Here is a 24,430-nt window from a genome sequence, read left to right on the forward strand (position 1 = left end):
AAATTTAATCAAAAATAACCGCTTGCTATATGATAGATTAAATTTATGAATAATTATGTAATTAGCCTAACCTCCGCACAGGAGCGTAGAAAACATATTGAAGCTGAATTCGGCAAACAAAATATTCCTTTTCAATTTTTCGATGCGATTACGCCGGATTTAATTAAAGAAAAAGCCAAAGCATTTAATATTGACATTTCAAATACAAACTTAACAAAAGGTGAAATAGCCTGTGCTTTGAGTCATATTGCATTATGGCATTTAGCCAAACAACAAAATTTGGATTATATTTGTATTTTTGAAGATGATATTTATTTAGGTAATAATGCATTTGAATTACTAAAAACAAATTATATACCAGAAGACACTCACATTGTTAAATTAGAGACACTGCCATTTGATAGAATAAATCGTTTTAACAAAACCGAGAAATATATATTAAATAGAAAGCTTTTTAAATTAAATAGTAGACATGTTGGTATGGCTGGCTACATATTAACGAACAAGGGAGCAGAATTTTTAATTAATATATTAAAAACACTTAACATTCCTATTGACGACTTAATTTTTGATGAATATTTAAAAATTAAAGAATATAAAGTATTGCAAATGTCTCCTGCTTTATGTGTACAAGATTTTATTTTAAATAGTAAAACTAATTTTAAAAGCTCATTACAGGATGATAGAGCTATTCGTTGTAATAATGAGGATAAAATAAAAAATCAAGCTAAACTTAAAAAGCCTAATTATTTCTTAACAAAAATACAAAAAGAACTTTACAGACCATTTAAACAGCTAAAACAAAAAGTATTTACTACTTATATAACATTCAAATAAGGATACACCAATGAACACAGCACAATTCCACCAAGCCGTAGAGCAAGTATGGCAACAAATTGAAGAAAAAATTGATGACGAAGGATTATCAGTGGACACTGAAATCCAAGGAGCGGTTTGCACCTTAACCTTTGATGATGAATCGCAAATTATCATCAATAAACAAGAGGCAATGTTAGAATTATGGCTTGCCAGCAAATTAGGCGGTTTCCACTTTAAAAATGTAGAAGGCGAATGGGTAACAGATGAAGGTCGCTCGTTCTGGCAACATTTAGAAGAAGCTTTTGCTCGACACGGAGAAAGCGTTTCTTTCTAATACCTAATTGTTAACTAAGACAGCACTCGTCTTTGATGAGTGCTTTATTTTCATTTTAAAAGATACTCGCAGAAGACGAGTATTATCGTAAGTAGCAACCAACTACCAATGAACACCACCGCAATTTCTGTTTTAAATAATATTTTTGGCTATCAAAAATTCCGAGACGGGCAAGAAGAAGTTATCAATGCCGTATTGGAAAATCGTGATTGCCTCGTGATTATGACAACAGGCGGTGGCAAATCTCTATGCTACCAAGTGCCGGCTTTGTGCCTAGACGGCATCACTTTGGTGATTTCTCCGCTGATTTCGTTGATGAAAGACCAGGTGGATCAACTTATCACCAACGGCATTGAAGCAGCTTATCTTAACTCCACTCAAACGCTCGAAGAGCAGCAACTTGTGGAACAAAAAGCCTTATCCGGTCAATTAAAATTACTCTATCTTTCCCCTGAAAAGGTAATGACTCAAGGCTTTTTCCACTTTATTTCGCTATGTAAAATCAGCTTTATTGCGGTTGATGAAGCCCATTGTGTTTCCCAATGGGGGCACGATTTCCGCCCTGAATACACTCTACTGGGTGGCTTACGAAACACTTTTCCGAATGTACCGTTAATGGCTCTCACCGCCACGGCAGATCCGACAACCCGCTCCGATATTCTGCATCATTTACGCTTAAATAGCCCACATATCTATTTAGGCAGCTTTGATCGCCCCAATATTCGCTACACCGTGCAGGAAAAATTTAAACCGCTTGAACAGCTCATTAAATTCATCAGCAAACAGCAAGGCAAAAGCGGGATTGTTTACTGCAACAGCCGTAAAAAAGTGGAAGAAATCACCGAGAAACTTTCTGCCCGTAGAATCAGCGTGATGGGCTATCACGCCGGTATGAGTTTTGAACAACGGGAACGGGTGCAGAATGCGTTTCAGCGTGATGATATTCAAATTGTGGTTGCCACCATTGCGTTTGGTATGGGGATCAACAAATCTAACGTCCGTTTTGTAGTGCATTTCGATTTACCTCGTTCTATCGAATCTTACTACCAAGAAACCGGACGAGCAGGACGAGACGACTTGCCCTCTGAAGCAGTGCTGTTTTACGATCCAAGCGATTACGCTTGGCTACAAAAAATATTATTGGAAGAACCTGAAAGTGAACAACGAAATATAAAACAACATAAATTACAAGCGATTGGCGATTTCGCCGAATCACAAACTTGTCGCCGTTTAGTCTTGCTGAATTACTTTGGAGAACATCGGCAGGAGCAATGCAAAAACTGTGATATTTGTTTAGATCCACCGCAACAATACGATGGATTACTTGATGCCCAAAAAGTGATGTCGGTGATTTATCGCACCGGTCAAATTTTCGGTCAGCACCATATTATTGCGGTATTACGAGGAATGAACAACCTCAAAATTCGCGAGCATCAACACGACCAACTTTCCGTTTATGGTATCGGCAAAGAACAAAGCCAACATTATTGGCAAAATGTGGTTCGGCAACTGATTCATTTAGGGTTGATTATTCAAAATATTGCCAACCATTCTGCTCTGCAATTAACCGAAAGTGCCAGACCGTTTTTGCGTGGAGAAAAGCAACTTCAGCTTGCATTGCCACGTTTAGGTATATCTGCGACGGCATTTGTGCAAAAACAGGCAAGCCACCGCTATGATAAAGACTTATTCGCACGCTTACGTTTTTTACGCAAACAGATCGCTGACCTCGAAAATATTCCACCTTATATCGTATTTAACGATGCGACCTTGCAAGAAATGGCAGAATTTCTCCCGACTTCAAAAGTGGAAATGTTAGAAATTAATGGTGTTGGTGAACGAAAATTTGAACGATTTGGGCAAGCATTTATGAGTTTAATCAAAGAACATCAAAATAACCGAAAATAGGCAGTTAAATAAAGGCTTTATTATTGCATAAGCACTGAAAATCTTATAGAATCCGCACGTTTAGCTGTTTTTTAATCACTTAAAACAAGCAATCTAAAATATTTATACGCTCTCAAGCGGTAAAATTTAAGCAAAAATTTACTAGAAGGAATAAGGCTATTAAACCTGTAAAACGTGTTCAATCAAATCGTGCACATCGTCTTAATGACGAAATTCGTGGCGTAAAAGAAGTTCGCTTAACCGATGAAAATGGCGAACAAGTTGGTATTGTATCACTTCAAGATGCTCTAAATAGAGCAGAAGAAGCTGAATTGGATTTAGTGGAAATCAGCCCAAATGCTGAACCACCGGTTTGTCGTATTATGAACTATGGAAAGTTCATCTACGAAAAAGAGAAAGCAGCAAAAGAACAAAAGAAAAAGCAAAAAGTTGTTCAAGTTAAAGAGATCAAATTCCGTCCTGGAACTGATGATGGCGATTATCAAGTTAAACTTCGTAGCATTATCCGTTTCTTAGAAGATGGGGATAAAGTAAAAATCACAGTGCGTTTCCGTGGTCGTGAAATGGCTCACCAAGAAATCGGTATGGACGTTTTAGAACGTGTCAAAGCAGATACTGCAGAAATTGCAATGGTAGAATCAGCTCCGGGCAAATTGGAAGGTCGCCAAGTTGTGATGGTGATCGCACCTAAGAAGAAATAATTTCGATAAGCACATTGTTTTAATGTGCTTTTTTCTTGATTAAAGCTTAAATTGGCTTGCATAGCGGTTATATTTTCGCTAAAATTCGCAAGCTTTTTTGCCTAGCCAAGAAAGAGAAAATGCTCAACAGGCAAACTCAGCAGCCTGCTTGACTTTTTAACGATGAAAATCGTATAGCGGAGAATAAGTGCTTCCAAGTAATTTTGTTCACAAAATTCGCCTTATTTTCATAATATTTAACAAACAATGCGGAGTTTTTTAACAATGCCTAAAATTAAAACAGTACGTGGTGCTGCTAAGCGTTTCAAAAAAACAGCTTCAGGCGGTTTCAAACGTAAACAATCTCACTTACGTCACATTTTGACTAAGAAAACCACTAAACGTAAACGTCAATTGCGTCACAAATCAATGGTAGCGAAAGCTGACCAAGTTTTAGTAGTAGCGTGCTTACCATACGCATAAGCCTTTTAGGTTAGTGTAGTAAAAAGTACGGACGTACGGATAGAATTCTTAGTAAAGGTCGTGATGACGACCACCAATCAAAATAGACAATTTAGGAGATTAAATAATGGCTCGTGTAAAACGTGGTGTTATTGCAAGAGCACGCCATAAGAAAGTTCTTAAGGCTGCTAAAGGTTATTATGGTGCACGTTCACGCGTGTATCGCGTTGCTTTCCAAGCAGTAGTTAAAGCTGCTCAATATGCTTACCGTGACCGCCGTCAACGTAAACGTCAATTCCGTCAATTATGGATTGCTCGTATTAACGCAGCAGCACGTCAAAACGGTTTATCTTACAGTAAATTCATCAACGGCTTGAAAAAAGCATCTGTTGAAATCGACCGTAAGATCTTAGCTGACATCGCAGTATTTGACAAAGTTGCTTTCGCAGCTTTAGTTGAAAAAGCAAAATCTGCTCTTTAATTTTAAAGAATAGAAATGAGGACGCCTAGTGCGTCCTTTTTTATGGATAAAATAATCTTTTTAAGAATTAATAGCAAAATAAGCGGTCAAAAAAGCAAAATATTTTGCAATATAAGGAAATGATATGAAAAAATTAATTTTACTCGGATTAAGCGTTGCACTAACCGCCTGTTCGACACCCCAACAACAAAGCACAGTACCAATGGATATGCAAGCAGTTCAGGATTGCCATCAACGAGTAATCAATAAGCAAACTATTGATAAAAATACAAAGCAACATGATGAGCCATTAAACCAAAGCGATAAACGCTCAAAAAGCATAAATCTGCCAATTCACCCTGTAATTTACCCAAGCATAGGAGTGGGCTACCATTACGGCCGGAAGCGATATCGCTATTGATAATTTAACTATTTTTTAATGTATCAAAAATAACCTCTGCCAAAGCTTTAGAAATTCCCGGAACTGATTGAATCTCTTCCAAGGTTGCAGACTTCACCCCCTGCATTCCGCCTAAATATTTTAGCAACGCTTGTCGGCGTTTTGCACCTACACCGGCAATAGATTCCAACCCACTTTCGGTAAAGGCCTTTTGGCGTTTTTTACGATGCCCACTAATGGCATGCTGGTGGGATTCATCTCTAATATGCTGAATTAAATGCAGAGCAAGACTATCTAGCGGTAAGTGGATTTCTTTGTCCCATTTGCTGATAATTAAAGTTTCCAGCCCGGCTTTACGTTCTACTCCTTTCGCAACGCCAATGAGTAACGGCTTTTGTTTATCCCAATTCACATTGAGTGATTCAAAGGTTGCCAATGCTCGGTTCAACTGCCCTTTGCCACCATCAATAAAAATAATATCAGGGATCTTTTCTGGCGGTAATTCTCGATTATAGCGTTTCAGGAGAGCCTGCTCCATTGCTGCATAATCATCACCTCCGGTAATCCCCTCAATGTTAAAACGGCGGTAATCCGATTTTAGCGGCCCATTTTCATCAAACACCACGCAAGAAGCCACCGTTTGGTTGCCCATTGTATGACTGATGTCAAAGCACTCCATTCTTTTAATCTCTGACATTTTCAACATTTCTTTCAATGCCTGATAACGGCTTTGAATATGGGATTCTTGCTTAAGTTGTAAGGCTAATGCTGCTATTGCATTAGTTCTAGCTAAAGCTAAATAACGCTGTTTATCACCTCTGATGGCATTATCTAAAATGCTGACTTTATGCCCTGCTTGCTCACTTAAAATTTCGCTGAGTGCCTTAGATTCACTTAATTGATGATCAATCACAATTTGGTTAGGTATGGTGCGATGCTGGTTCATTTGTAAATAAAACTGACCAACAAAGGTATCTGCTAGCTCGGTTAAGTCTGTATTACTTGGTACTTTTGGAAAGTAAGAACGATTACCCAACACCTTACCTTGTCTAACAAACAAGATATGCACACACGCAATCCCATTTTGATAAAGGATTGAGATAATATCAAGATCATCTAGCCGATCATTAGAGACGAATTGCTTTTCTTGCACCGCTCTTACGGATTGAATTTGATCCCGAAAACGTGCTGCACCTTCAAAATCCAAAACCTCCGCCGCATCTTCCATTTTCTGTACCAGATGCTCGACTACTTGCTGATCTTTTCCCTGCAAAAACAAACGAACCAAATTAACCTGCTGATCGTATTCAACGGGTGAATAACAGCCCTCTACACAAGGGGCTAAACAGCGTCCGATCTGATACTGTAAGCAAGGTCGTGAACGGTTTTTATAATAAGTATCTTCACACTGACGAATAGGAAAAATTTTTTGCAATAAATTCAGTGTTTCCCGAACTGCCGTAACATTCGGATAAGGCCCAAAATATTCACCGGCGATCTTTTTACTACCACGAAATGCTGTTAAACGAGGATGCTTATGTTTAGTTAACAGAATATAAGGATAAGATTTGTCATCTCTGAGCAACACGTTATATTTCGGCTGATTTTCCTTAATATAATTGTGCTCAAGAAGCAGCGCCTCTGTTTCAGAATGGGTGATCGTCGTTTCAATATTAGCAATATTTGCCACCAAGGCTTCCGTTTTTTTACTGGAAAGTTGGCTACGAAAATAGCTGGCTAAACGCTTTTTTAAATCTTTGGCTTTACCCACATAGATTATCGTGCCTTTGCTATCATACATACGATAAACACCCGGTTGGTGAGGCACATTTAACAGGAAAGATTTAGCGTTAAATTCAGACATTAGAGTTGATAAAATTGAAAATCGTAGAGCGGTATTTCCACTCTACAAAATTGCAAAAAATAATAAAAATATGACCGCTTATGACTTAAATAGACTATTCTTTGAAGCATTTAAATACTGCATCATAGACCAGATCGTTAAACCCACTGCAATATAAAGCAGAATAAAGGCTAAAATCTCCATTAGTTGGCTCTGTCTCCATAACATTCCGCCTAATGCGAGCATTTGAGCAGTCGTTTTTACTTTCCCCCAAATCGAAACGGCAACACTGGCCCTTTCCCCAAGCTCCGCCATCCATTCACGCAAAGCCGAAATAATAATTTCACGGGCAATCATAATGCAGATTGGAATAGTAATCCACCAAGTATGGTAATACTCCGCCACGCAGACAAAAGCCACAGCAACTAATACTTTATCGGCAACAGGATCTAAAAAGGCACCAAGTCGGGTAGTTTGATTCCATTTGCGTGCTAAATAGCCGTCAAAGGCATCCGTAATCGATGCAATAAAAAAAATAAGTGTTGAAATTTCAGGCGCATATTTTGTCGGCAGATAAAAAGCCACAATAAAAAGTGGGATTAATCCTACCCGAAATAAGGTTAAATAAGTTGGGAAATTGAGCTTCATAGCGAATTCATCGATGAAAAGGAACATAAAGTAGAGTGATGTCAAGTGTAACATAACTAAATACTTTTTTTTACTCTCCTGTCACAAAATCGCATTGACTTTACAATAAATTACGGCTACCTTACCTCTTGCTTTATGGAAATTTATCCATAGATATTAATCCATCGGATGTTCCGATTTAGACACAAAACAGAAGGAATTTTTATGGAAAATCGTTTAGCTCACAGCTATTCAACCGGCGAATCACTAATTAGCACCCACAAAGTGCTTCGCAATACCTATATGTTATTGGCAATGACGCTGACTTTCTCCGCAGTTGTTGCTTTTGTTGCAATGCAAATGAACGCACCAGCTATGCCGTGGTGGGGATTATTGGTCGGCTTTTACGGCTTACTTTTCTTAACCAATGCCACCTCAAATAGCAGTGCAGGTATCTTAAGCGTATTTGCTTTAACCGGCTTCTTAGGTTACACCTTAGGCCCGATTTTAAACCGTTACATCGGTGCGGGTTTAGGGGACATTGTCGCCCTTGCATTCGGTGCAACCGCATTGGTTTTCTTCGCTTGCTCTGCTTATGTGTTAACCACCAAAAAAGATATGAGCTTTATCAGCGGAATGATGGTTGCCCTGTTTGTGGTATTATTAGTCGGTATTATTGCCAATATATTCTTAGCAATTCCGGCATTAAGTTTAGCCCTAAGCAGCTTGTTTGTCATTTTCTCAAGCGGTGCGATTTTACTGGCAACCAGCAACATTATTCACGGTGGCGAAACCAACTACATTCGTGCAACCGTTGATTTATATGTGTCTATCTACAACCTATTTGTAAGCTTCTTACAAATCTTCGGTGTGCTAGGTAGTGACGACTAGCGTTTTAGTTTAAGAGGAATGCCACATTATGTGGCATTTTTATTTGATGACGATTGAATTAAATAATATCCAATACCCAACCGATGCTTCAGGCTATTTAACTAATTTAAATGATTGGTCTGTAGAATTAGCAGAAAAAATCGCCGAAAAAGAGCAAATTAGCTTAACCGCAGAACATTGGGAAATTATTTATCTGGTGCGGGATTTCTACCAAGAATACAAAACTTCACCAGCAATTCGAATGCTGGTAAAGACAATGGCACAAAAATTCGGTGAAGAAAAAGGCAACAGCCGTTATTTACAACGCTTGTTTCCTGATGGTCCTGCAAAACAAGCCACTAAAATTGCAGGTCTGCCAAAACCGGCAAAATGCTTGTAATACATTTCCCTGTATCAAAACAAAAAGATGTAAATTAGGCTATCGATCTGCTCTCCATTCAGCTAGATTAAATATTCAGCTGAATAAAGAGCAGATCAATATATTATTGAAATGCTTCTTTTTTCTAATTTATTTACTTTAACAGCGATTTATCTCTCACCGCACCTTTATCAGCAGAGGTGGCAAAATGTCCAAACACTTTTAGTGCAAACGACACTTCTCGCTCACGTTTTAGCGGCTGCCACGCTTTATCGCCACGGGCTTCCATTTCTGCACGGCGAGCAGCAAGTTCTTCATCTGAAACCATTAAGTTAATCGAACGATTCGGAATATCAATCGCCACCGTATCGCCATCGTTAATTAAGGCAATCGCGCCGCCTGAAGCAGCTTCCGGTGAGGCATGTCCGATAGATAAACCTGATGTACCTCCAGAGAAACGACCGTCAGTTAATAAGGCACATTTTTTGCCTAAGCCCATTGATTTCAAATAACTGGTCGGATAAAGCATTTCTTGCATACCCGGGCCGCCTTTCGGACCTTCGTAGCGAATAATTACGATATGCCCTTCTTTCACTTTACCGCCTAAAATCCCCGCTACCGCATCTTCTTGGCTTTCAAACACAATTGCCGTACCGGTAAATTTCCAGATAGATTCATCTACCCCTGCGGTTTTAACAATACAGCCGTCTTCTGCAATATTACCGAATAATACGGCTAAACCGCCCTCTTTGGTCACGGCATTTTCCACATTGCGAATACAGCCGTTTACACGGTCATCATCAACAGTGTCCCAACGGCAATCTTGCGAGAAAGCCTTAGTAGTACGAATTCCTGCCGGACCTGCACGGAAGAATTTGTGTAAATCTTCATCTTTATTACGAATAATATCGTATTGATTCAGTTGCTCTTCTATCGTTAAACCTAGCACTGTTTTAACGTGGCGATGGATTAAACCTGCACGATCTAATTCGCCCAGCAAGCCCATAATTCCACCGGCACGGTGTACGTCTTCCATATGGTATTTATTGGTATTCGGGGCAATTTTACTTAAGCACGGCACGACACGAGAGAGGCGGTCAATATCTTCCATTTTAAAATCAACGCCGGCTTCTTGAGCAGTCGCTAGTAAATGAAGCACGGTATTACTTGAACCACCCATTGCAATATCAAGGCTCATTGCATTTTCAAACGCATCGAAGGTAGCGATTGAGCGAGGTAACACGCTCTCATCGTCTTGTTGGTAATATTTACGGCAAAGTTCCACAATTTCACGACCTGCTCTTAGGAAAAGCTCTTTACGGTCAGCGTGAGTTGCCAACATTGAACCATTGCCCGGTAAACTTAAACCTAAAGCTTCAGTTAAACAGTTCATTGAGTTTGCGGTGAACATACCTGAGCAAGAACCACAAGTCGGGCAAGCACTACGTTCAATCGCATCAATACGTTCATCAGACACATTCGGGTCTGCACTTTCAATCATTGCATCGACTAAATCTAAGCGAATTAATTGATCGGAAAGTTTGGTTTTTCCAGCTTCCATCGGACCACCAGAGACAAAAATAGTCGGAATATTTAAGCGCATTGCTGCCATTAACATTCCCGGGGTGATTTTATCGCAGTTAGAGATACACACCATCGCATCGGCACAGTGAGCATTCACCATATATTCCACGCTGTCTGCAATTAAATCACGGCTTGGTAAAGAATAAAGCATTCCGCCGTGTCCCATTGCGATACCGTCATCAACCGCAATGGTGTTAAACTCTTTCGCTACCCCACCGGCTTTTTCAATTTCTGCCGCAACCAACTGCCCCATATCTTTTAAGTGAACGTGGCCCGGCACAAATTGGGTAAATGAGTTTACCACCGCAATAATCGGCTTACCAAAATCATTTTCTTTCATACCGGTTGCACGCCATAATGCACGAGCCCCCGCCATATTACGACCTTGCGTTGAGGTCGCTGAACGTAAAATAGGCATAATCTTCTCCAATTTTTTATGTTGTGTTTGCTAAAAATACTTCATTCTACTTGAATTTTTCGGCAAGCGGTAATTTTTTTACAAGCGGTCAGAATTAGCAAAAATTTTGCAAATCTGTGAGTTATATCACACCGTATCTACTTAAATTTAAGTATGCTATAAACCATCAAATTACAATCATAAAAAAGGAGAAATTTTATGTTCAAACAACTGCAACAAGTCGGCAAAGCTTTTATGCTGCCGATTGCGATTTTACCCGCTGCCGGTTTGCTGTTAGGAATTGGCGGCGCCTTGTCAAATAAGGCAACGGTGCAAGCCTACCCGATACTGAATAACCCGACTTTACAGGGCATTTTCCAAATTATGGCATCGGCAGGAAGCGTGGTGTTTGGCAACCTTGCCTTGCTGCTCTGTATCGGGCTGGGGATCGGGCTTGCCAAACGGGATAAAGGCGTAGCGGCACTGGCAGCGGTGGTCGGTTATTTGATTATGACCGGTACGATTTCCGCCCTCATTCCGCTGTTTTCTCCTGAAACCAAAGGGATTGATACCGGTGTGATCGGCTCGCTGGTGATGGGTTTGATTACAGTAAAACTGCATAACAAATACCACAACATTCAGCTTCCGCAAATTCTCGGCTTCTTTGGCGGCTCTCGGTTTGTACCGATTGTGACCGCCTTTGCTGCGATTTTTGTCGGGGCAGTGTTCTTTTTGATTTGGCCGACTTTCCAAAATTGGTTAGTCTCCGCAGGGCAAGGGATTGCAGAAATGGGCGAAATCGGCACCTTTTTCTACGGTTTCTTAATGCGGTTAAGCGGTGCGGTCGGCTTACACCATATGATCTACCCACTGTTTTGGTACACCGAATTGGGCGGTACAGAAGTGGTAAACGGTGAAACCATTATCGGGGCACAAAAAATCTTCTTCGCCCAACTTGCCGATCCAACCCATCAAGGCTTGTTTACCGAAGGCACACGTTTCTTTGCGGGGCGTTTCGATACGATGATGTTCGGCTTGCCTGCCGCCTGCTTAGCGATGTATCACGCTGTGCCGAAAGCCCGCCGTGGTGCGATTGGTGGTCTGTTCTTAGGTGCAGCGCTCACCTCTTTTATTACCGGCATTACCGAACCGATTGAATTTATGTTTCTGTTCGTTGCGCCGTGGCTCTATGTGTTCCACGCTTTTTTAGACGGCGTGTCGTTCTACATTGCCGACTTGCTCAACATCTCGATTGGTAACACCTTCTCCGGCGGTGTGATTGACTTCACCCTGTTCGGCATTTTGCAAGGTAACGAGAACACTAACTGGCTTCGAGTGATCATAGTCGGCTTGCCGTGGGCGGCACTTTACTACTTCTCGTTCCTATTCCTGATCAAAAAATTCAACGTAATGACACCGGGACGTGCAGAAGAGAGTGAAGAGGTAGTCGAACAACAAACCAGCTCACTGACTGAAAATGCCCATAAAATCATTGCCGCTCTTGGCTCTGCAAGTAATATCGAAAATGTCGATGCTTGTATTACCCGTCTGCGTGTGGCGGTGAAAGAGGTGAAAGCCGTGGATAAAGCCACACTGAAAAAACTCGGTGCGATTGACGTGCTGGAAGTCGGCGGCGGCGTACAAGCCGTGTTTGGGGCAAAAGCGGTGTTGTATAAGAGTGAGGTGAACCAAATTCTCGGCAAAGAGGATTAACCATCTTCAACTTTTTCATTCAATTTGATTAGAGGCCTATAGGATAGTAGGCATAAAATGCCTACTATCAACGAATATCAAAATCCTGACTTTATAATTGAATATCTAACTTATCATAAGCTCGCCGAGCTTTTTCTAATGCTCTCACTGTACTTTCATCACGAGCAAGAATTACGCCTAATCGGCGGTGTCCGTTTACTTCGCCTTTACCGAATAAGCGGATATTCGTCCCGATTTCGGACAATACTTTATCTAAACCGCCAAAACGAACATTATCCGAGATTCCTTCAACCACAATCGCTTTAGAGGCTGCTGGGCTGATGTGGTAAATTTCCGGAATCGGTAAGCCCAAAATCGCACGGGCGTGTAGGGCAAATTGGGAAAGCTCTTGTGATGCCATTGTTACCATTCCGGTATCGTGCGGACGTGGGGAGACTTCGTTAAAAATAATCTCATCGCCACAGACAAAAAGTTCCACACCGAAAATGCCTCTTCCGCCTAGTGCAGAGGTAATTTTTTCTGCGGTTTCTTGAGCTTTTTTCAATGCAATGTCTGACATTTGCTGCGGTTGCCAAGATTCACGATAATCGCCATCAACCTGAATATGCCCGATGGGAGCTAAAAACGACGTGCCGTGAATATGGCGAACGGTAAGTTGGGTAATTTCATAATCAAATTTAATAAAACCTTCTACAATCACACGTCCACCGCCGGCACGCCCGCCCTGTTGTGAATAATCCCAAGCCTGTTGAATATCCGTTTCAGATTTAACCACTGATTGTCCGTGTCCGGAAGAAGACATAATCGGTTTCACTACGCACGGAATCCCAATTTCTTGAATCGCTTGTTGAAACTGTTCAAAATTATCCACAAAACGATAAGGCGAGGTCTTTAAGCCCAACTCTTCTGCTGCCAATCGGCGAATGCCTTCACGATTCATTGTTAATTGAGTTGCTTTTGCCGTTGGGATTACGTTATACCCTTCTTGCTCTAACTCAACTAAGGTTGCGGTGGCGATGGCTTCCACTTCTGGCACAATAAAATCCGGCTTTTCTTTTTCAACCAGTTCTCGTAATGCTTTCCCATCTAACATCGAAATGGTATAAGCACGGTGAGCCACTTGCTGTGCAGGGGCATTTTCATAGCGATCTACCGTAATTACTTCTACGCCTAAGCGTTGCAGTTCAATCACCACTTCTTTACCCAACTCGCCCGAACCTAACATCATCACTTTTGTAGCATTAGCTCTTAGGGGCGTACCGATTATTGTCATTTTTGTCTCTCCTTAATAAAAGCAAACGATTGCGTTATCGAATTATACTTGAAATTATGGCAAATTGACAAAAAACAAGCGGTCATTTTATTGCAAAATTTTACAAGAAAATGACCGCTTGCATTAGCACTATTAATTAAGCAATCGCTTTACGTCTGGCTAAAATGCGATTTGCACATTCCGCTGCGGCCACCAAGCCGCCTGCCATCATAATCACATCTTTTACAATTAAACGACCGACTGCCGACAGATATGGGAAACCGTGTGCAGGGGTTGGCATATCCCCACCTAAATTCGGCACCCAAATTTCAGGGGTGGTAATCATAAACGAGAGTGTAACAATCGACATACCAAAAGTGAGTAAGCCCCCAGCCATACCGGAAACTGGGAACCAAATGCCGGATAAGGTTAATAAACCAACTGTCACAATAGTTGCACCGATGATATAAGAAGCGGTATAAGTGCCATTTTCTTTATGCCATTCGATGTTTTTTGCCACCATTTTGCCTTCAGGATTTTTGTGAAGGGTATATTCCATCACCATTTTACCTGTGCCGTCATCAACTAAATTCGGGCCTTTTTTGTACATATAACTAAAGAACGGGCTATTAGACACAAAATGGGCAATACCGTCTGCTTCATATTGGCAGACTTTTAAACCACCAATCCAAACCATCACGATACAAATGGCAATACGTACAAAGTTAATAAATTGGCGTTGCATCGGAGCAACAATATTTGCAACAAAATTAACAAAATTGTTAAAAGCACTCATAATTTTTAACCTCAGATATAAACGAAAAGTGCCAAGCAAATGCTTGGCACTCAAAACAGCTATTTCAACCCGGCTTTAATCAGATCGTCATAACCACCATGATTAGTTACATTGCTGTAACCTAATTTTTTGAGCTCATTCAGAGCTACTTCCGCTCTGCGCCCTGAACGACAATAAAGATTAATTGGTTGGTCTTTATCAGGAGCAACTTCTGCGATACGTTGTGCAATTTCAGTATGCGTTAAATTAATTGCATCCTTTAAATGCCCTTGCTGAAATTCTTCAGCAGAACGTACATCAATCCAAATACCCGCTGCTTTTTCAGCTTGTACTTGCTGCACCGATGCTTGTTCAGCATTTACCATCATTGGCATCATTGTTGCAAACCCTAAAATCCAAGCCAATTTCTTCATTGATTGCTCCTTATTTTTGCTCTTCTACCGCTTCTAATGCACGTAAAGCATAGGTATAAGCTGCACCTGCATTTAATGCAATCGCAGTCGCTAATGCACCGGCAATTTCGCTTTCGGTTGCACCTGCTTTTGCCGCTTCTTCTGCGTGTACACTGATGCAACTTTCACAACGTGTTGTAATCGCTACTGCTAATGCAATTAATTCACGAGTTTTGTGATCTAATGCTTCCGCTGCGGCCGCTGTACCTAATGCTTTATAAGCTTCAAGCATTTTAGGGTGTTTTTGCCCTAATTTACCAAAAGATTGCTTAACGTGAGCTGTGTGTTCTGTCCAATTTTGGAATGAAGACATATTGATTTCCTCCTAAAGTGAATAATATGAAAAAACGCATTTATTATTGCGTTTATCTGATAAACTTTATTATCAAATCAGCTCATATTATAATGAAATAATCGCAATTTAAGGTGGAAATATAAGGAATGAACAATGGATATATTAGATAGGCTTCTAGCTTTCGCTCAAATCTCAGCCGGAATCAGTGTGAAATGTCAGTTACAGGGAGATTGGCAACTTGAGAATCCGCATCAAACCGGACAAGCAATCGCTCATATCATCAGCTATGGGCAAGCTTATCTACAACATAATGGGAAAACCCATCACCTTAAACAGGGAGATATTGTATTTTTCCCCAGATTTGCCGATCATACATTACGTAGTCAAATACAGCCTTTGACCAGCAAAAATGCGGTAAACCATGAACAATTGGGTGCATTTACACTCACCCAAGCAGGACTTTCTCAATCAGAATGCGATATGTTCTGCCTCCATTTTTATTATGACCATCAAGCCGAATTAATGGAAAGCTTACCTGAAATGATCGTATTTCAAGTTGCCGAGACACCATTAAAAGCAATGTTAGATATTCTAAAACAAGAAGCAGAAATACCTAATTTAGCCGTAAAATCTGTGGTTAACTCGCTCGCTGTTGTTATTTTAACGATGATCTTACGAGAACATCTAGTTAACCATAACAATCAGTTATTCGGTATTTTAAAAGGTTGGCAAGACTTACGCTTAAGACCTTTGATAAAAGCTATTTTGCTTAATCCCGAACACGAATGGCAAGTCGATGATATGGCAGCATTTATCCATCTTTCTCGCGCCCAGTTAGTCCGCTTATTTAACAAACATTTATGTATTAGCCCACATGCTTTTGTACACAAAATCAGGCTACAAAAAGCAGCAATGCTGCTCAAAAGCCAAGCTGGGTCGGTATTAAGTATCGCCTTATCTTGCGGCTTCCAATCCGAGCCGCATTTTATTACCGCCTTTAAAAAGCAATATTGCGTAACACCCAGCCAATATCGGCAATTAAATCCATAGCTAAATGACAGCAACAAGCGGTCGTTTTTTGGCAAAATCTTGCAAAAATCTCACCACTTGTGTCGGAAATTTCTAGTCAATTTCTGCCAAAATCGCTATACTTTATCGCCCTAAATTTTAGGCACATAACGTCTGATTTATCAGCGTAGATAAACAACTACCACACCCAGTGGTGTAACAATATAACAGAGGTTTTCAATGTCAGCTCCAAATTCAGGAACTAACCCGGCTCCGCTCGGTTTATGCGGTTTTGCACTTACTACATTTTTACTAAGCCTAATTAACAACGGTACATTCAGCGGTGAAAACGTAGGTTTAGTTTTAGCAATGGGATTTGCTTTCGGTGGCACAGCACAAATGATTGCAGGTATGTTTGAATTTGCTAAAGGTAACACATTCGGTTTTACTGCATTTACTAGCTATGGTGCATTCTGGTGGTCTTTTGCGTTATTTAAAGTATTCTTTGCAGCGAATGTATCAGCAGAGTTCGTTGGTTGGTACTTAGTAGCTTGGGGAACATTCACACTCATGATGTTCATCGGCACATTAGCAAAAGCCCGTGCATTACAAGCTATTTTCTTAAGCTTAACTATTACATTCTACCTATTGGCCGCTGGCGATTTCACTCATGACACCACCCTAACTAACATTGGTGGTAACTTCGGTTTATTAACCGCATTCTTAGCGTTCTACTTAGCTGCTGCGGATATTATTAATGAAAGTTTTGGTAAGACTGTTTTACCAATCGGTGAACCAAAATAATTATATAGGAAGTAAAAAAGCTGAATGTGATCGCATTCAGCTTTTATTTTTGGCAACAAAATTGCAAGAAACGAGCGCTTGTTAGCGCTCTTCTTTGATTTATTATCCTGCGATATTAGGATTCTCTACAGATTCTGTGACTTTAGCCATCGCACCTTGAATGGTCTGCTGAACTTCAATCGAAATCAAACTACGTAACAACGATTCCGTTTCTTTAACTTTTGCAATCGCTAAATTATCATCACCATCAAAATACCCTTGTGCTTTTAGACTTGATGTAAAGGTAGAGAAAATCGCTTTATCAAAAAACTCCGGCGCATTAATACCATGCAAGACTGATAAACGCTGAGCAATTGAACTACTCTCTTTTTCTAAAGAGCCACGACTAATATTTGGCTGCTCCAACAAGACACTTAGGCTAATATAATAACGTTGAAGGATTTCACGCACGCCAGCTGAATGTAATTGTAAGGTACGAATATGTGAGCGATTGATCATTAACATATCACTTTCGTTTTTAATCACCCCTTGCCGACTTAGTTCCGTAATAATTGCTTCAATATGCGCTTTTAATTCTTCTTGCTTAAAGTGTAAGAATAACTCTGCTTGCAAGAATGGATAAATACGATTAACCGACTTAATCACAACATCTTTCGAAACAGCCTCATGATGAAGTACCATACTTGCAACAAGTGAAGGCAACACAAATAAATGCTGCACATTATTTCTGTAATATGTCATTAACACAGCAGATTCTCGTTCTAAACGAACCAGTTCACCAAAATTATCTTTTTCAATTAAAACGCCCGAACGAGGTAAATGAATAACATGATTCAACATCACTTCTGCACTTTCAGCTGGTAATGTCATATCTTTAGAATAAGGTACATTGCGAAATAGCTGAATATAACTTTCAAGTTGTTCAATCAGTTGTTCACGAGTTAATGCACGCTGGCGAGATGCCAATAACGCTGAACCGACTAAGTTTTTCGCATTAACTGCTGCGGCTTTATTGATATTCACCATTACTTGATGTGAAATATTATCCACGGCTTCATTTAACCACTTAGGTCGTCCATCTTCAGAATGCTCTTTCCATTCAGGGAAATGTTGATTCAGGTAATTATTTACCAAAATCGGCTCACCGAAATTCACATATCCTTGACCTAAATTTTTCAGTTTTTTCAGTACCCGTAGTACCAAGCCCGCATTTTCTTTCTCTTTTGCCGCACCTCGCAACTCTTTAGCGTAGGTATCGACTTCTAGCACGTGTTCATAACCGATATAAACAGGCACAATACTTAAAGGTCGATTCAGCCCTCGCTGCAAGGCTTGTAGGCTCATCGACATCATACCGGTTTTAGGCTCTAATAAACGTCCTGTGCGTGAACGCCCTCCTTCAATAAAATATTCGACTGAATAACCGCGATAGAATAATTCCGCTAAATATTCACGGAAAATAGTGGAATAGAGGCGATTTCCTTTAAAGGTACGGCGAATGAAAAATGCCCCCCAACTACGGAAAATCGGGCCTGCCGGCCAGAAATTCAGATTGATACCGGCTGCAATATGTGGCGGTACTAATCCTTGATGGTAAAGTAGATAAGATAGGAGCAAATAGTCCATATGGCTACGGTGGCAAGGCACATAAACGATCTCGTGACCTTCTAATGCCAATTTACGCACACGATCTGCATTTTGCACGTTGATCCCTTGATAAAGCTTATTCCAAAGCCAGCTTAGAACGCGATCTGCCACACGCAAACTCTCGTGTTTTACATCGGCTGCAATTTCATTAATGATTTTCTCCGCCTCTTTACGTGCTTTTTCAGGCGATGATTTCTTCGCTTCTTCGGCAATCGCAGCTTGAATCACCTCTGAATTCAGGATTTTATTAAACATCGCTTCACGATTTGGTAAACGAGGCCCCATTGCTGAATAACGCAATTTTGCAAAGTGCATTTTCGCCACACGCGCAATTTTTTGAGCGATTTTTTCATCTGCACCATATTCAGTTACCATATAGCGTAACGATACTGCCGGCGAGAAACGCACAAAATTATCACGCCCAAACCAAACCATGGATAAAAAACGTTGGAATGAGGTAAGCACCTGTAAATGGCGAGCATCTTCTTTACCCGGCGCACGCCCCCATAATACCGAAACCGGCACTAATTGGACGTCTAATTCAGCATTGGCACGATGTAAATCTAAATAACGATAAAAAATCGACTCCGTCTCACTTTTCGCCCCTTTAGATTTAAAAAAACGGCGACCTTCATCTAAAAATACAAAACGAGGCAGAGCTTGCCCTTCAATCACATTCTCTTGCAACGGGTCGGGCAAATTCAAAGCCAAGCAGTTTTTTTGTAAAATTAATAAATCGGTTTGCGAGGTATAAGGTAGAACATAGACAATCGGCTGTTCAAGATTTAGTCCCAGTTCAGCCACTGGATGAGTCGGAATAGAGCGAGATTTTACTAAAAGTGAAAGTGGTAAGTTTAGGAAAGCTCGATAAAAATTTAATAAGCCAGACATATAAATATCCTTTTAGAATCGTTATTGTTGGAGGTCTAACCTCTAATTTCTTCCATTCTACCATAAATTTTTATGGAATTTCGTGAAATTATTAGTTACAAAATCAAAAATACTGTATATACTATCAATATTTTCTGTATATAAAGACAGTGAGGATTAACTTAAAATGCGTAAACATCTAACTGCCCGTCAGCAAGAAATTTTTGATTTCGTCAAAAACCATATTGAAACCACCGGTATGCCACCCACTCGAGTAGAAATTGCCCGTGAAATTGGCTTTAAATCGCCTAATGCAGCAGAAGAACACTTAAAAGCCCTTGCTCGTAAAGGCTATATTGAAATGTTATCCGGTACATCTCGAGGGATCCGCATTTTAGTCGAAGATGAAAACCAAGCTGCCAACGATGAAGATGAAGGCTTACCTCTAATTGGAAAAGTGGCTGCCGGCACACCAATTCTAGCTGTTGAACACGTTGAAAACCATTACCCGGTGAATGGTGCGATGTTTAATCCAAGTGCTGATTATTTACTCAAAGTAAATGGCAATTCAATGGAAAAAATCGGTATTTTAGACGGTGACCTATTAGCCGTTCATAAAACCAATACCGCTCGTAACGGGCAAGTGGTGGTTGCTCGGGTAAATGATGAAGTGACTGTTAAACGCTTAGAGAAGAAAGGTGAATTAATTTACTTACACCCTGAAAACGATGAATTAAAACCGATTGTAGTAAACCCTGCTCAAGAATATATTGAAATTGAAGGCATTGCAGTAGGCGTTATTCGCAGTAATGCTTGGATGTAATTTCCTCACAAGCGGTTATTTTTTAGTAATTTTTTGCAAATTTCTGCCTAAATTTGACCGCTTGCCAGTTTGGTCTAATTAACTAAGTGCAATGCAATTATCTACATTCTCTCCAACCGAGCAGGCATTATTAAGCAAAGCGGAATGGCTGGCAGGGTTCACTTTAGGTGAAATTGCCGAGATGCTTCATATTCCGATACCAGCAGATCTGAAACGAGATAAAGGCTGGGTCGGTACTCTGATTGAAACCGCTTTAGGTGCGAAAGCCGGCAGTAAAGCCGAACAGGATTTTGCACATTTAGGCATTGAGCTGAAAACCATTCCTGTCAACCAGAAAGGTTTACCACTAGAAACTACTTTTGTCAGCCTTGCCCCATTAACCCAAAACAACGGCATTACTTGGGAAACTTCTCACGTTAAACATAAGCTCTCCCGTGTGCTTTGGATTCCCGTAGAAGGAGAACGCAGCATACCACTCGCTGAACGCCATATCGGGCAACCGATTTTATGGTCTCCTACTGTCGAACAAGAATCCCGCCTACAACAAGATTGGGAAGAATTAATGGAGTTGATTGTGTTAGGTGAACTGCATAAAATTAATGCAACCTTAGGCGAAGTGTTACAACTCAGACCAAAAGGCAGAAATAACCGCTCTATTACTTCCGCTATCAATGTTAAAGGGGAGATCGTGCAATCACTCCCTCTCGGTTTCTATTTGCGTAAACATTTTACCGCCGAAATTTTACAAAACTTTTTGCATTGCCCCCTTTAAATTTGTCCTCACACTCTATAAGATGTCGGCTTTAATTCTATTTGATAGAAAATATCACTTAATCCCTTATTTTCAAAAGGACTTTTTTATGTTTGACTGGATCACAAATCCTGAAGCTTGGGTTGCACTCTTTACACTTACTGGGCTTGAAATCGTATTAGGCATTGATAACATCATCGTCATCAGTATTCTCGTTTCCCGTTTACCTATTGAACAACGCCAATCTGCCCGAATTATCGGCTTGGCTCTGGCAATGGGAACCCGTATTTTATTGCTTCTCTCGCTTGCTTGGATGATGCGTTTGGTCGAGCCTCTTTTCACTATTGGCAACAATCCAATTTCAGGTAGAGATCTCATTCTACTCATCGGTGGATTATTCCTGATTGTTAAAAGTGCAATGGAGCTGAAAGAATCCATTTCTGCCGAATCTCACGAAGAAAAAAGCGAATCCATTAAAAAAGCCAGCTTTTTTATGGTGTTAATTCAAATTGCAATTTTTGATATTATTTTCTCCCTTGATTCAGTCATTACTGCTGTGGCAATGGCAGATGATATTCCGGTAATGGTTATTGCGATTATCATTGCAGTTGCGGTAATGATGTTAGCAGCGAAAACCATTGGGGACTTTGTAGATAACAACCCAACCATTAAAAATCTCGCTTTAGCGTTCTTGATTTTAATCGGCATTGTATTAGTCGGCGAAGGTTTTGATATTCATATTCCAAAAGCAGCGGTTTATACGGCAATGGGCTTCTCGGTTGTGGTTGAAATGCTCAACATAAAAATGCGTCGTAACCAAGCTAAATTAGAACAAGCATAATTGTTCTGTCTCATTTATGCCCTTAATCATTCGCCCTTGATCAACATCAAGGGCTTTTTAATGTAGAATAGGCACAACAAGCGGTCATATCTGCTCATTTTTTTGCAAATAGCTCAACGAAAATTATGTTACTGATTGATATTAAAGATAAAGAACTGACTCAAGAAGAAGTCGAAATGCTGGAACACCCTTTGGTTTCCGGGCTAATTTTATTCACCCGTAATTTCTACGACAAAGCACAAATTCAGGCATTAGTGAAATCCATTCGCCAGCGGGTGAAAAAACCGTTGCTTATTACTGTTGACCAAGAAGGCGGTCGGGTGCAACGCTTTCGTGAAGGCTTTACTAAACTGCCGGCAATGCAATCTTTTAACCAACTTGCCACAACGCCAGAGCAAGCAATGCAATTAGCGAAAGAAACCGGCTGGTTGATGGCAGCAGAAATGTTTGCCCTCGATATAGACCTCAGTTTCGCTCCGGTGCTGGATTTAGGACACGAATGCAAAGCAATTGGCGATCGCTCATTCGGGCAAGATCCGAATACAATATTACCGATTGCCGAAGCCTTTATTGACGGAATGCTTGAAGTGGGTATGGCAACCACAGGCAAACACTTTCCCGGTCACGGCCACGTTTTAGCCGATTCGCATTTAGAAACGCCATTTGATGATCGCCCCAAAGAGCGGATTTTTAACCACGATATTCTGCCGTTCAAACAGCTTATTGCCAAAGGAAAACTCTCTGCCATTATGCCTGCCCACGTCGTTTACACCCAATGTGACAGCCAGCCGGCAAGCGGTTCAAGCTATTGGCTTAAAGAGGTATTGCGTAAACAGCTAAACTTTAACGGTGTGATATTCTCTGACGATTTGGGAATGAAAGGTGCGGGCTTTATGGGCAATTTTGTCGAGCGTTCTGAAAAAGCAATCCAAGCCGGCTGTGATTTATTGCTCCTTTGTAACGAGCCTGAAGGCGTGGTGCAAGTGTTAGACGGGCTGAAATATCAGCCGACTCAAGCACAAAAAGAACGCCACCTCTCTTTAATGAAACGCAAAACCGTGACTTGGCGAGAGCTGGAAAACAGCCCTCGCTACCAACAAGCTCAGGCTGAATTAACCGCCTTACAAAACAACTGGCTGGAATGGAAAGAAGCGAATGTCTAGCTTGTTGCATTGTTCGCATTTTGAAAGTGGTGACTGCACTTCGTGCCAATGGATTGAAAAGCCATACACCACGCAATTAGCCGACAAAGAAGCCGATCTCAAGCGGTTAATTTTGCCGTTTATTTTGCAAAATAAAACGGAAATCTTACCGCTTGTCGGTTCGACAATTTCTCAATTTCGTAACAAAGCGAAAATGGTGGTCTCGGGCAGCGTAGAACGCCCGATTTTAGGCATTTTAAAAGATCAAAATGATGCTCAAAGTGGGGTAGATTTAACCAACTGTCTGCTCTACCCTCCCTCATTTCACAAGCTATTTCCGATTTTGAAAGATTTTATCGCTCGAGCTGGTTTAGTGCCGTACAACATCAGTAAGAAAAAGGGCGAGCTAAAATATATTCTGATTACTGAAAGCCAATATAATCAATCACTTATGCTCCGTTTTGTGGTTCGCAGTGAAGTAAAGCGTGCTTTGGTTGAACGAGAATTGCCAAAACTGTTGGAAAAACTGCCGCCTAATTCAGTAGTTAGCCTGAATATTCAGCCTCAACACGCAGCTGTTTTAGAGGGGGAAACTGAGATTTTCCTCACCGAACAAAAAGTGCTGGAAGAACATTTTAACGGCATACCGCTATTTATTCGCCCTCAGGGATTTTTCCAAACCAATCCGGTAGTGGCAAGCCAGCTTTACCACACCGCACAAAGCTGGATTGAGCATTTACCTATTGCTAAATTGTGGGACTTGTTCTGCGGTGTCGGTGGTTTCGGCTTACATTGTGCCAACGCCTTGCAAGATAAAGGTATTGATGTAGAATTAACGGGCATTGAAATTTCGCCTTCAGCTATTGCCAGTGCAACAAAATCAGCCCAAAGATTAGGTTTAGAAAAGGTAACATTTGCCTCACTAGACTCCGCCCAATTTGCTTTAAATGAAGCGGGTTCTCCACCCGATTTAGTGATTGTGAACCCACCTCGACGTGGTATCGGCAAACTATTAGCAGAATTTTTAAATCAATTAGGCTCGCCTTATTTGATTTACTCCAGTTGTAATGCCGTCTCAATGGCGAACGATTTTGCATTTTTGACCAACTATGAACTACACAAAGTGCAGTTATTTGATATGTTCGCCCACACTGCACATTATGAAACGCTGACTTTTTTAGTCAAAAAATAAGCATTACAAGCGGGCAAATTTTTGCCGTTTTTTGCAAAGGTTGCTATAATCTCAGGCGAATATAGTCTTAGATCAAATTAG

At 40.7% G+C, this 24,430-nt stretch carries 25 protein-coding genes; 17 read left to right on the plus strand and 8 right to left on the minus strand.

Annotated features, from left to right (window positions below):
* Nucleotides 1-45 precede the first annotated feature (45 nt).
* The 7 genes from EL242_RS09130 (at nucleotide 46) to EL242_RS09160 (ending at nucleotide 5,084) form a co-directional block, all read left to right on the plus strand.
* Nucleotides 46-837, plus strand: coding sequence for a glycosyltransferase family 25 protein (locus tag EL242_RS09130; RefSeq protein WP_126302336.1), 792 nt, complete (start codon nucleotides 46-48; stop codon nucleotides 835-837).
* A gap of 10 nt (nucleotides 838-847) precedes the next feature.
* Entirely contained in the window at nucleotides 848-1,153 is a 306-nt protein-coding gene (gene cyaY / locus EL242_RS09135; RefSeq protein WP_126302337.1) for an iron donor protein CyaY, read from the plus strand.
* Nucleotides 1,154-1,261: 108 nt separating this feature from the next.
* Nucleotides 1,262-3,061 carry a DNA helicase RecQ gene (gene recQ, locus EL242_RS09140; RefSeq protein WP_126302338.1) on the plus strand — a complete coding sequence of 600 codons (1,800 nt, stop codon included), beginning with the start codon at nucleotides 1,262-1,264 and terminating at the stop codon, nucleotides 3,059-3,061.
* 158 nt (nucleotides 3,062-3,219) lie between these two features.
* A complete protein-coding gene (gene infC / locus EL242_RS09145; protein WP_075270716.1) occupies nucleotides 3,220-3,762 on the plus strand; it encodes a translation initiation factor IF-3 in 543 nt (180 codons plus the stop codon).
* A gap of 264 nt (nucleotides 3,763-4,026) precedes the next feature.
* Entirely contained in the window at nucleotides 4,027-4,224 is a 198-nt protein-coding gene (rpmI, locus tag EL242_RS09150) for a 50S ribosomal protein L35 (protein WP_006249241.1), read from the plus strand.
* 106 nt (nucleotides 4,225-4,330) lie between these two features.
* Entirely contained in the window at nucleotides 4,331-4,684 is a 354-nt protein-coding gene (gene rplT, locus EL242_RS09155) for a 50S ribosomal protein L20 (RefSeq protein WP_006249240.1), read from the plus strand.
* A 124-nt stretch (nucleotides 4,685-4,808) separates the two neighbouring features.
* Nucleotides 4,809-5,084, plus strand: a complete 276-nt coding sequence (locus EL242_RS09160) for a hypothetical protein (protein ID WP_126302339.1) — start codon at nucleotides 4,809-4,811, stop codon at nucleotides 5,082-5,084.
* Between the two features lie 4 nt (nucleotides 5,085-5,088).
* On the opposite strand, the gene uvrC is transcribed toward EL242_RS09160, so the two are convergent.
* Both uvrC and pgsA read right to left on the minus strand, forming a co-directional pair.
* Complete coding sequence (uvrC, locus tag EL242_RS09165) at nucleotides 5,089-6,927, minus strand: excinuclease ABC subunit UvrC (protein ID WP_126302340.1); 1,839 nt, start codon at nucleotides 6,925-6,927, stop codon at nucleotides 5,089-5,091.
* Nucleotides 6,928-7,005: 78 nt separating this feature from the next.
* The gene (pgsA, locus tag EL242_RS09170; RefSeq protein ID WP_126302743.1) at nucleotides 7,006-7,554 is read right to left on the minus strand and encodes a CDP-diacylglycerol--glycerol-3-phosphate 3-phosphatidyltransferase; all 549 of its coding nucleotides are present in this window, start codon (nucleotides 7,552-7,554) and stop codon (nucleotides 7,006-7,008) included.
* A 204-nt stretch (nucleotides 7,555-7,758) separates the two neighbouring features.
* Between pgsA and EL242_RS09175 the strand changes: the two genes are divergently transcribed.
* Nucleotides 7,759-8,424 (plus strand): Bax inhibitor-1 family protein, encoded by a 666-nt coding sequence (locus tag EL242_RS09175; protein WP_126302341.1) that lies wholly within the window; start codon nucleotides 7,759-7,761, stop codon nucleotides 8,422-8,424.
* A gap of 28 nt (nucleotides 8,425-8,452) precedes the next feature.
* Nucleotides 8,453-8,803: a TusE/DsrC/DsvC family sulfur relay protein gene (locus tag EL242_RS09180; protein WP_006250062.1), complete on the plus strand. Its 351-nt coding sequence runs from the start codon at nucleotides 8,453-8,455 to the stop codon at nucleotides 8,801-8,803.
* Between the two features lie 133 nt (nucleotides 8,804-8,936).
* Here EL242_RS09180 and ilvD read toward each other — a convergent pair whose 3' ends face one another.
* Nucleotides 8,937-10,784 (minus strand): dihydroxy-acid dehydratase, encoded by a 1,848-nt coding sequence (ilvD, locus tag EL242_RS09185; protein ID WP_006253708.1) that lies wholly within the window; start codon nucleotides 10,782-10,784, stop codon nucleotides 8,937-8,939.
* 198 nt (nucleotides 10,785-10,982) lie between these two features.
* Here ilvD and EL242_RS09190 point away from each other — a divergent pair, with 198 nt between their 5' ends.
* Complete coding sequence (locus EL242_RS09190; RefSeq protein ID WP_126302342.1) at nucleotides 10,983-12,476, plus strand: PTS transporter subunit EIIC; 1,494 nt, start codon at nucleotides 10,983-10,985, stop codon at nucleotides 12,474-12,476.
* Between the two features lie 91 nt (nucleotides 12,477-12,567).
* Here the strand turns inward: EL242_RS09190 and purT are convergent, their stop codons facing one another.
* The 4 genes from purT to EL242_RS09210 form a co-directional block, all read right to left on the minus strand.
* The gene (gene purT, locus EL242_RS09195) at nucleotides 12,568-13,749 is read right to left on the minus strand and encodes a formate-dependent phosphoribosylglycinamide formyltransferase (protein WP_126302343.1); all 1,182 of its coding nucleotides are present in this window, start codon (nucleotides 13,747-13,749) and stop codon (nucleotides 12,568-12,570) included.
* A 136-nt stretch (nucleotides 13,750-13,885) separates the two neighbouring features.
* On the minus strand, nucleotides 13,886-14,524 hold the full coding sequence (locus tag EL242_RS09200; RefSeq protein WP_005719747.1) for a DUF417 family protein: 639 nt from the start codon (nucleotides 14,522-14,524) through the stop codon (nucleotides 13,886-13,888).
* Between the two features lie 59 nt (nucleotides 14,525-14,583).
* A complete protein-coding gene (locus tag EL242_RS09205; protein WP_126302344.1) occupies nucleotides 14,584-14,937 on the minus strand; it encodes a rhodanese-like domain-containing protein in 354 nt (117 codons plus the stop codon).
* A 10-nt stretch (nucleotides 14,938-14,947) separates the two neighbouring features.
* Nucleotides 14,948-15,289, minus strand: coding sequence for a carboxymuconolactone decarboxylase family protein (locus tag EL242_RS09210; protein WP_006249954.1), 342 nt, complete (start codon nucleotides 15,287-15,289; stop codon nucleotides 14,948-14,950).
* A 135-nt stretch (nucleotides 15,290-15,424) separates the two neighbouring features.
* Here EL242_RS09210 and EL242_RS09215 point away from each other — a divergent pair, with 135 nt between their 5' ends.
* Together EL242_RS09215 and EL242_RS09220 are read left to right on the plus strand one after the other, a co-directional pair.
* Entirely contained in the window at nucleotides 15,425-16,321 is an 897-nt protein-coding gene (locus EL242_RS09215; protein ID WP_126302345.1) for an AraC family transcriptional regulator, read from the plus strand.
* Between the two features lie 198 nt (nucleotides 16,322-16,519).
* A complete protein-coding gene (locus EL242_RS09220) occupies nucleotides 16,520-17,083 on the plus strand; it encodes an acetate uptake transporter (RefSeq protein ID WP_126302346.1) in 564 nt (187 codons plus the stop codon).
* Nucleotides 17,084-17,185: 102 nt separating this feature from the next.
* Here the strand turns inward: EL242_RS09220 and plsB are convergent, their stop codons facing one another.
* Entirely contained in the window at nucleotides 17,186-19,621 is a 2,436-nt protein-coding gene (gene plsB, locus EL242_RS09225) for a glycerol-3-phosphate 1-O-acyltransferase PlsB (RefSeq protein ID WP_126302347.1), read from the minus strand.
* 166 nt (nucleotides 19,622-19,787) lie between these two features.
* Between plsB and lexA the strand changes: the two genes are divergently transcribed.
* From lexA to rlmC, 5 genes are all read left to right on the plus strand, one after another.
* Nucleotides 19,788-20,423 (plus strand): transcriptional repressor LexA, encoded by a 636-nt coding sequence (gene lexA / locus EL242_RS09230; RefSeq protein ID WP_006250537.1) that lies wholly within the window; start codon nucleotides 19,788-19,790, stop codon nucleotides 20,421-20,423.
* Nucleotides 20,424-20,514: 91 nt separating this feature from the next.
* The gene (gene mutH / locus EL242_RS09235) at nucleotides 20,515-21,195 is read left to right on the plus strand and encodes a DNA mismatch repair endonuclease MutH (RefSeq protein WP_126302348.1); all 681 of its coding nucleotides are present in this window, start codon (nucleotides 20,515-20,517) and stop codon (nucleotides 21,193-21,195) included.
* An 88-nt stretch (nucleotides 21,196-21,283) separates the two neighbouring features.
* Nucleotides 21,284-22,015 carry a TerC family protein gene (locus EL242_RS09240; RefSeq protein WP_126302349.1) on the plus strand — a complete coding sequence of 244 codons (732 nt, stop codon included), beginning with the start codon at nucleotides 21,284-21,286 and terminating at the stop codon, nucleotides 22,013-22,015.
* A 125-nt stretch (nucleotides 22,016-22,140) separates the two neighbouring features.
* Nucleotides 22,141-23,178 carry a beta-N-acetylhexosaminidase gene (nagZ, locus tag EL242_RS09245; protein WP_126302350.1) on the plus strand — a complete coding sequence of 346 codons (1,038 nt, stop codon included), beginning with the start codon at nucleotides 22,141-22,143 and terminating at the stop codon, nucleotides 23,176-23,178.
* Entirely contained in the window at nucleotides 23,171-24,349 is a 1,179-nt protein-coding gene (gene rlmC / locus EL242_RS09250) for a 23S rRNA (uracil(747)-C(5))-methyltransferase RlmC (protein WP_126302351.1), read from the plus strand. Before nagZ ends, rlmC begins: the two co-directional genes overlap by 8 nt.
* Nucleotides 24,350-24,430: the final 81 nt, after the last annotated feature.

The sequence above is a fragment of the Mannheimia haemolytica genome (genome assembly GCA_900638155.1).
Classification (GTDB): Bacteria; Pseudomonadota; Gammaproteobacteria; order Enterobacterales; family Pasteurellaceae; genus Mannheimia; species Mannheimia glucosida.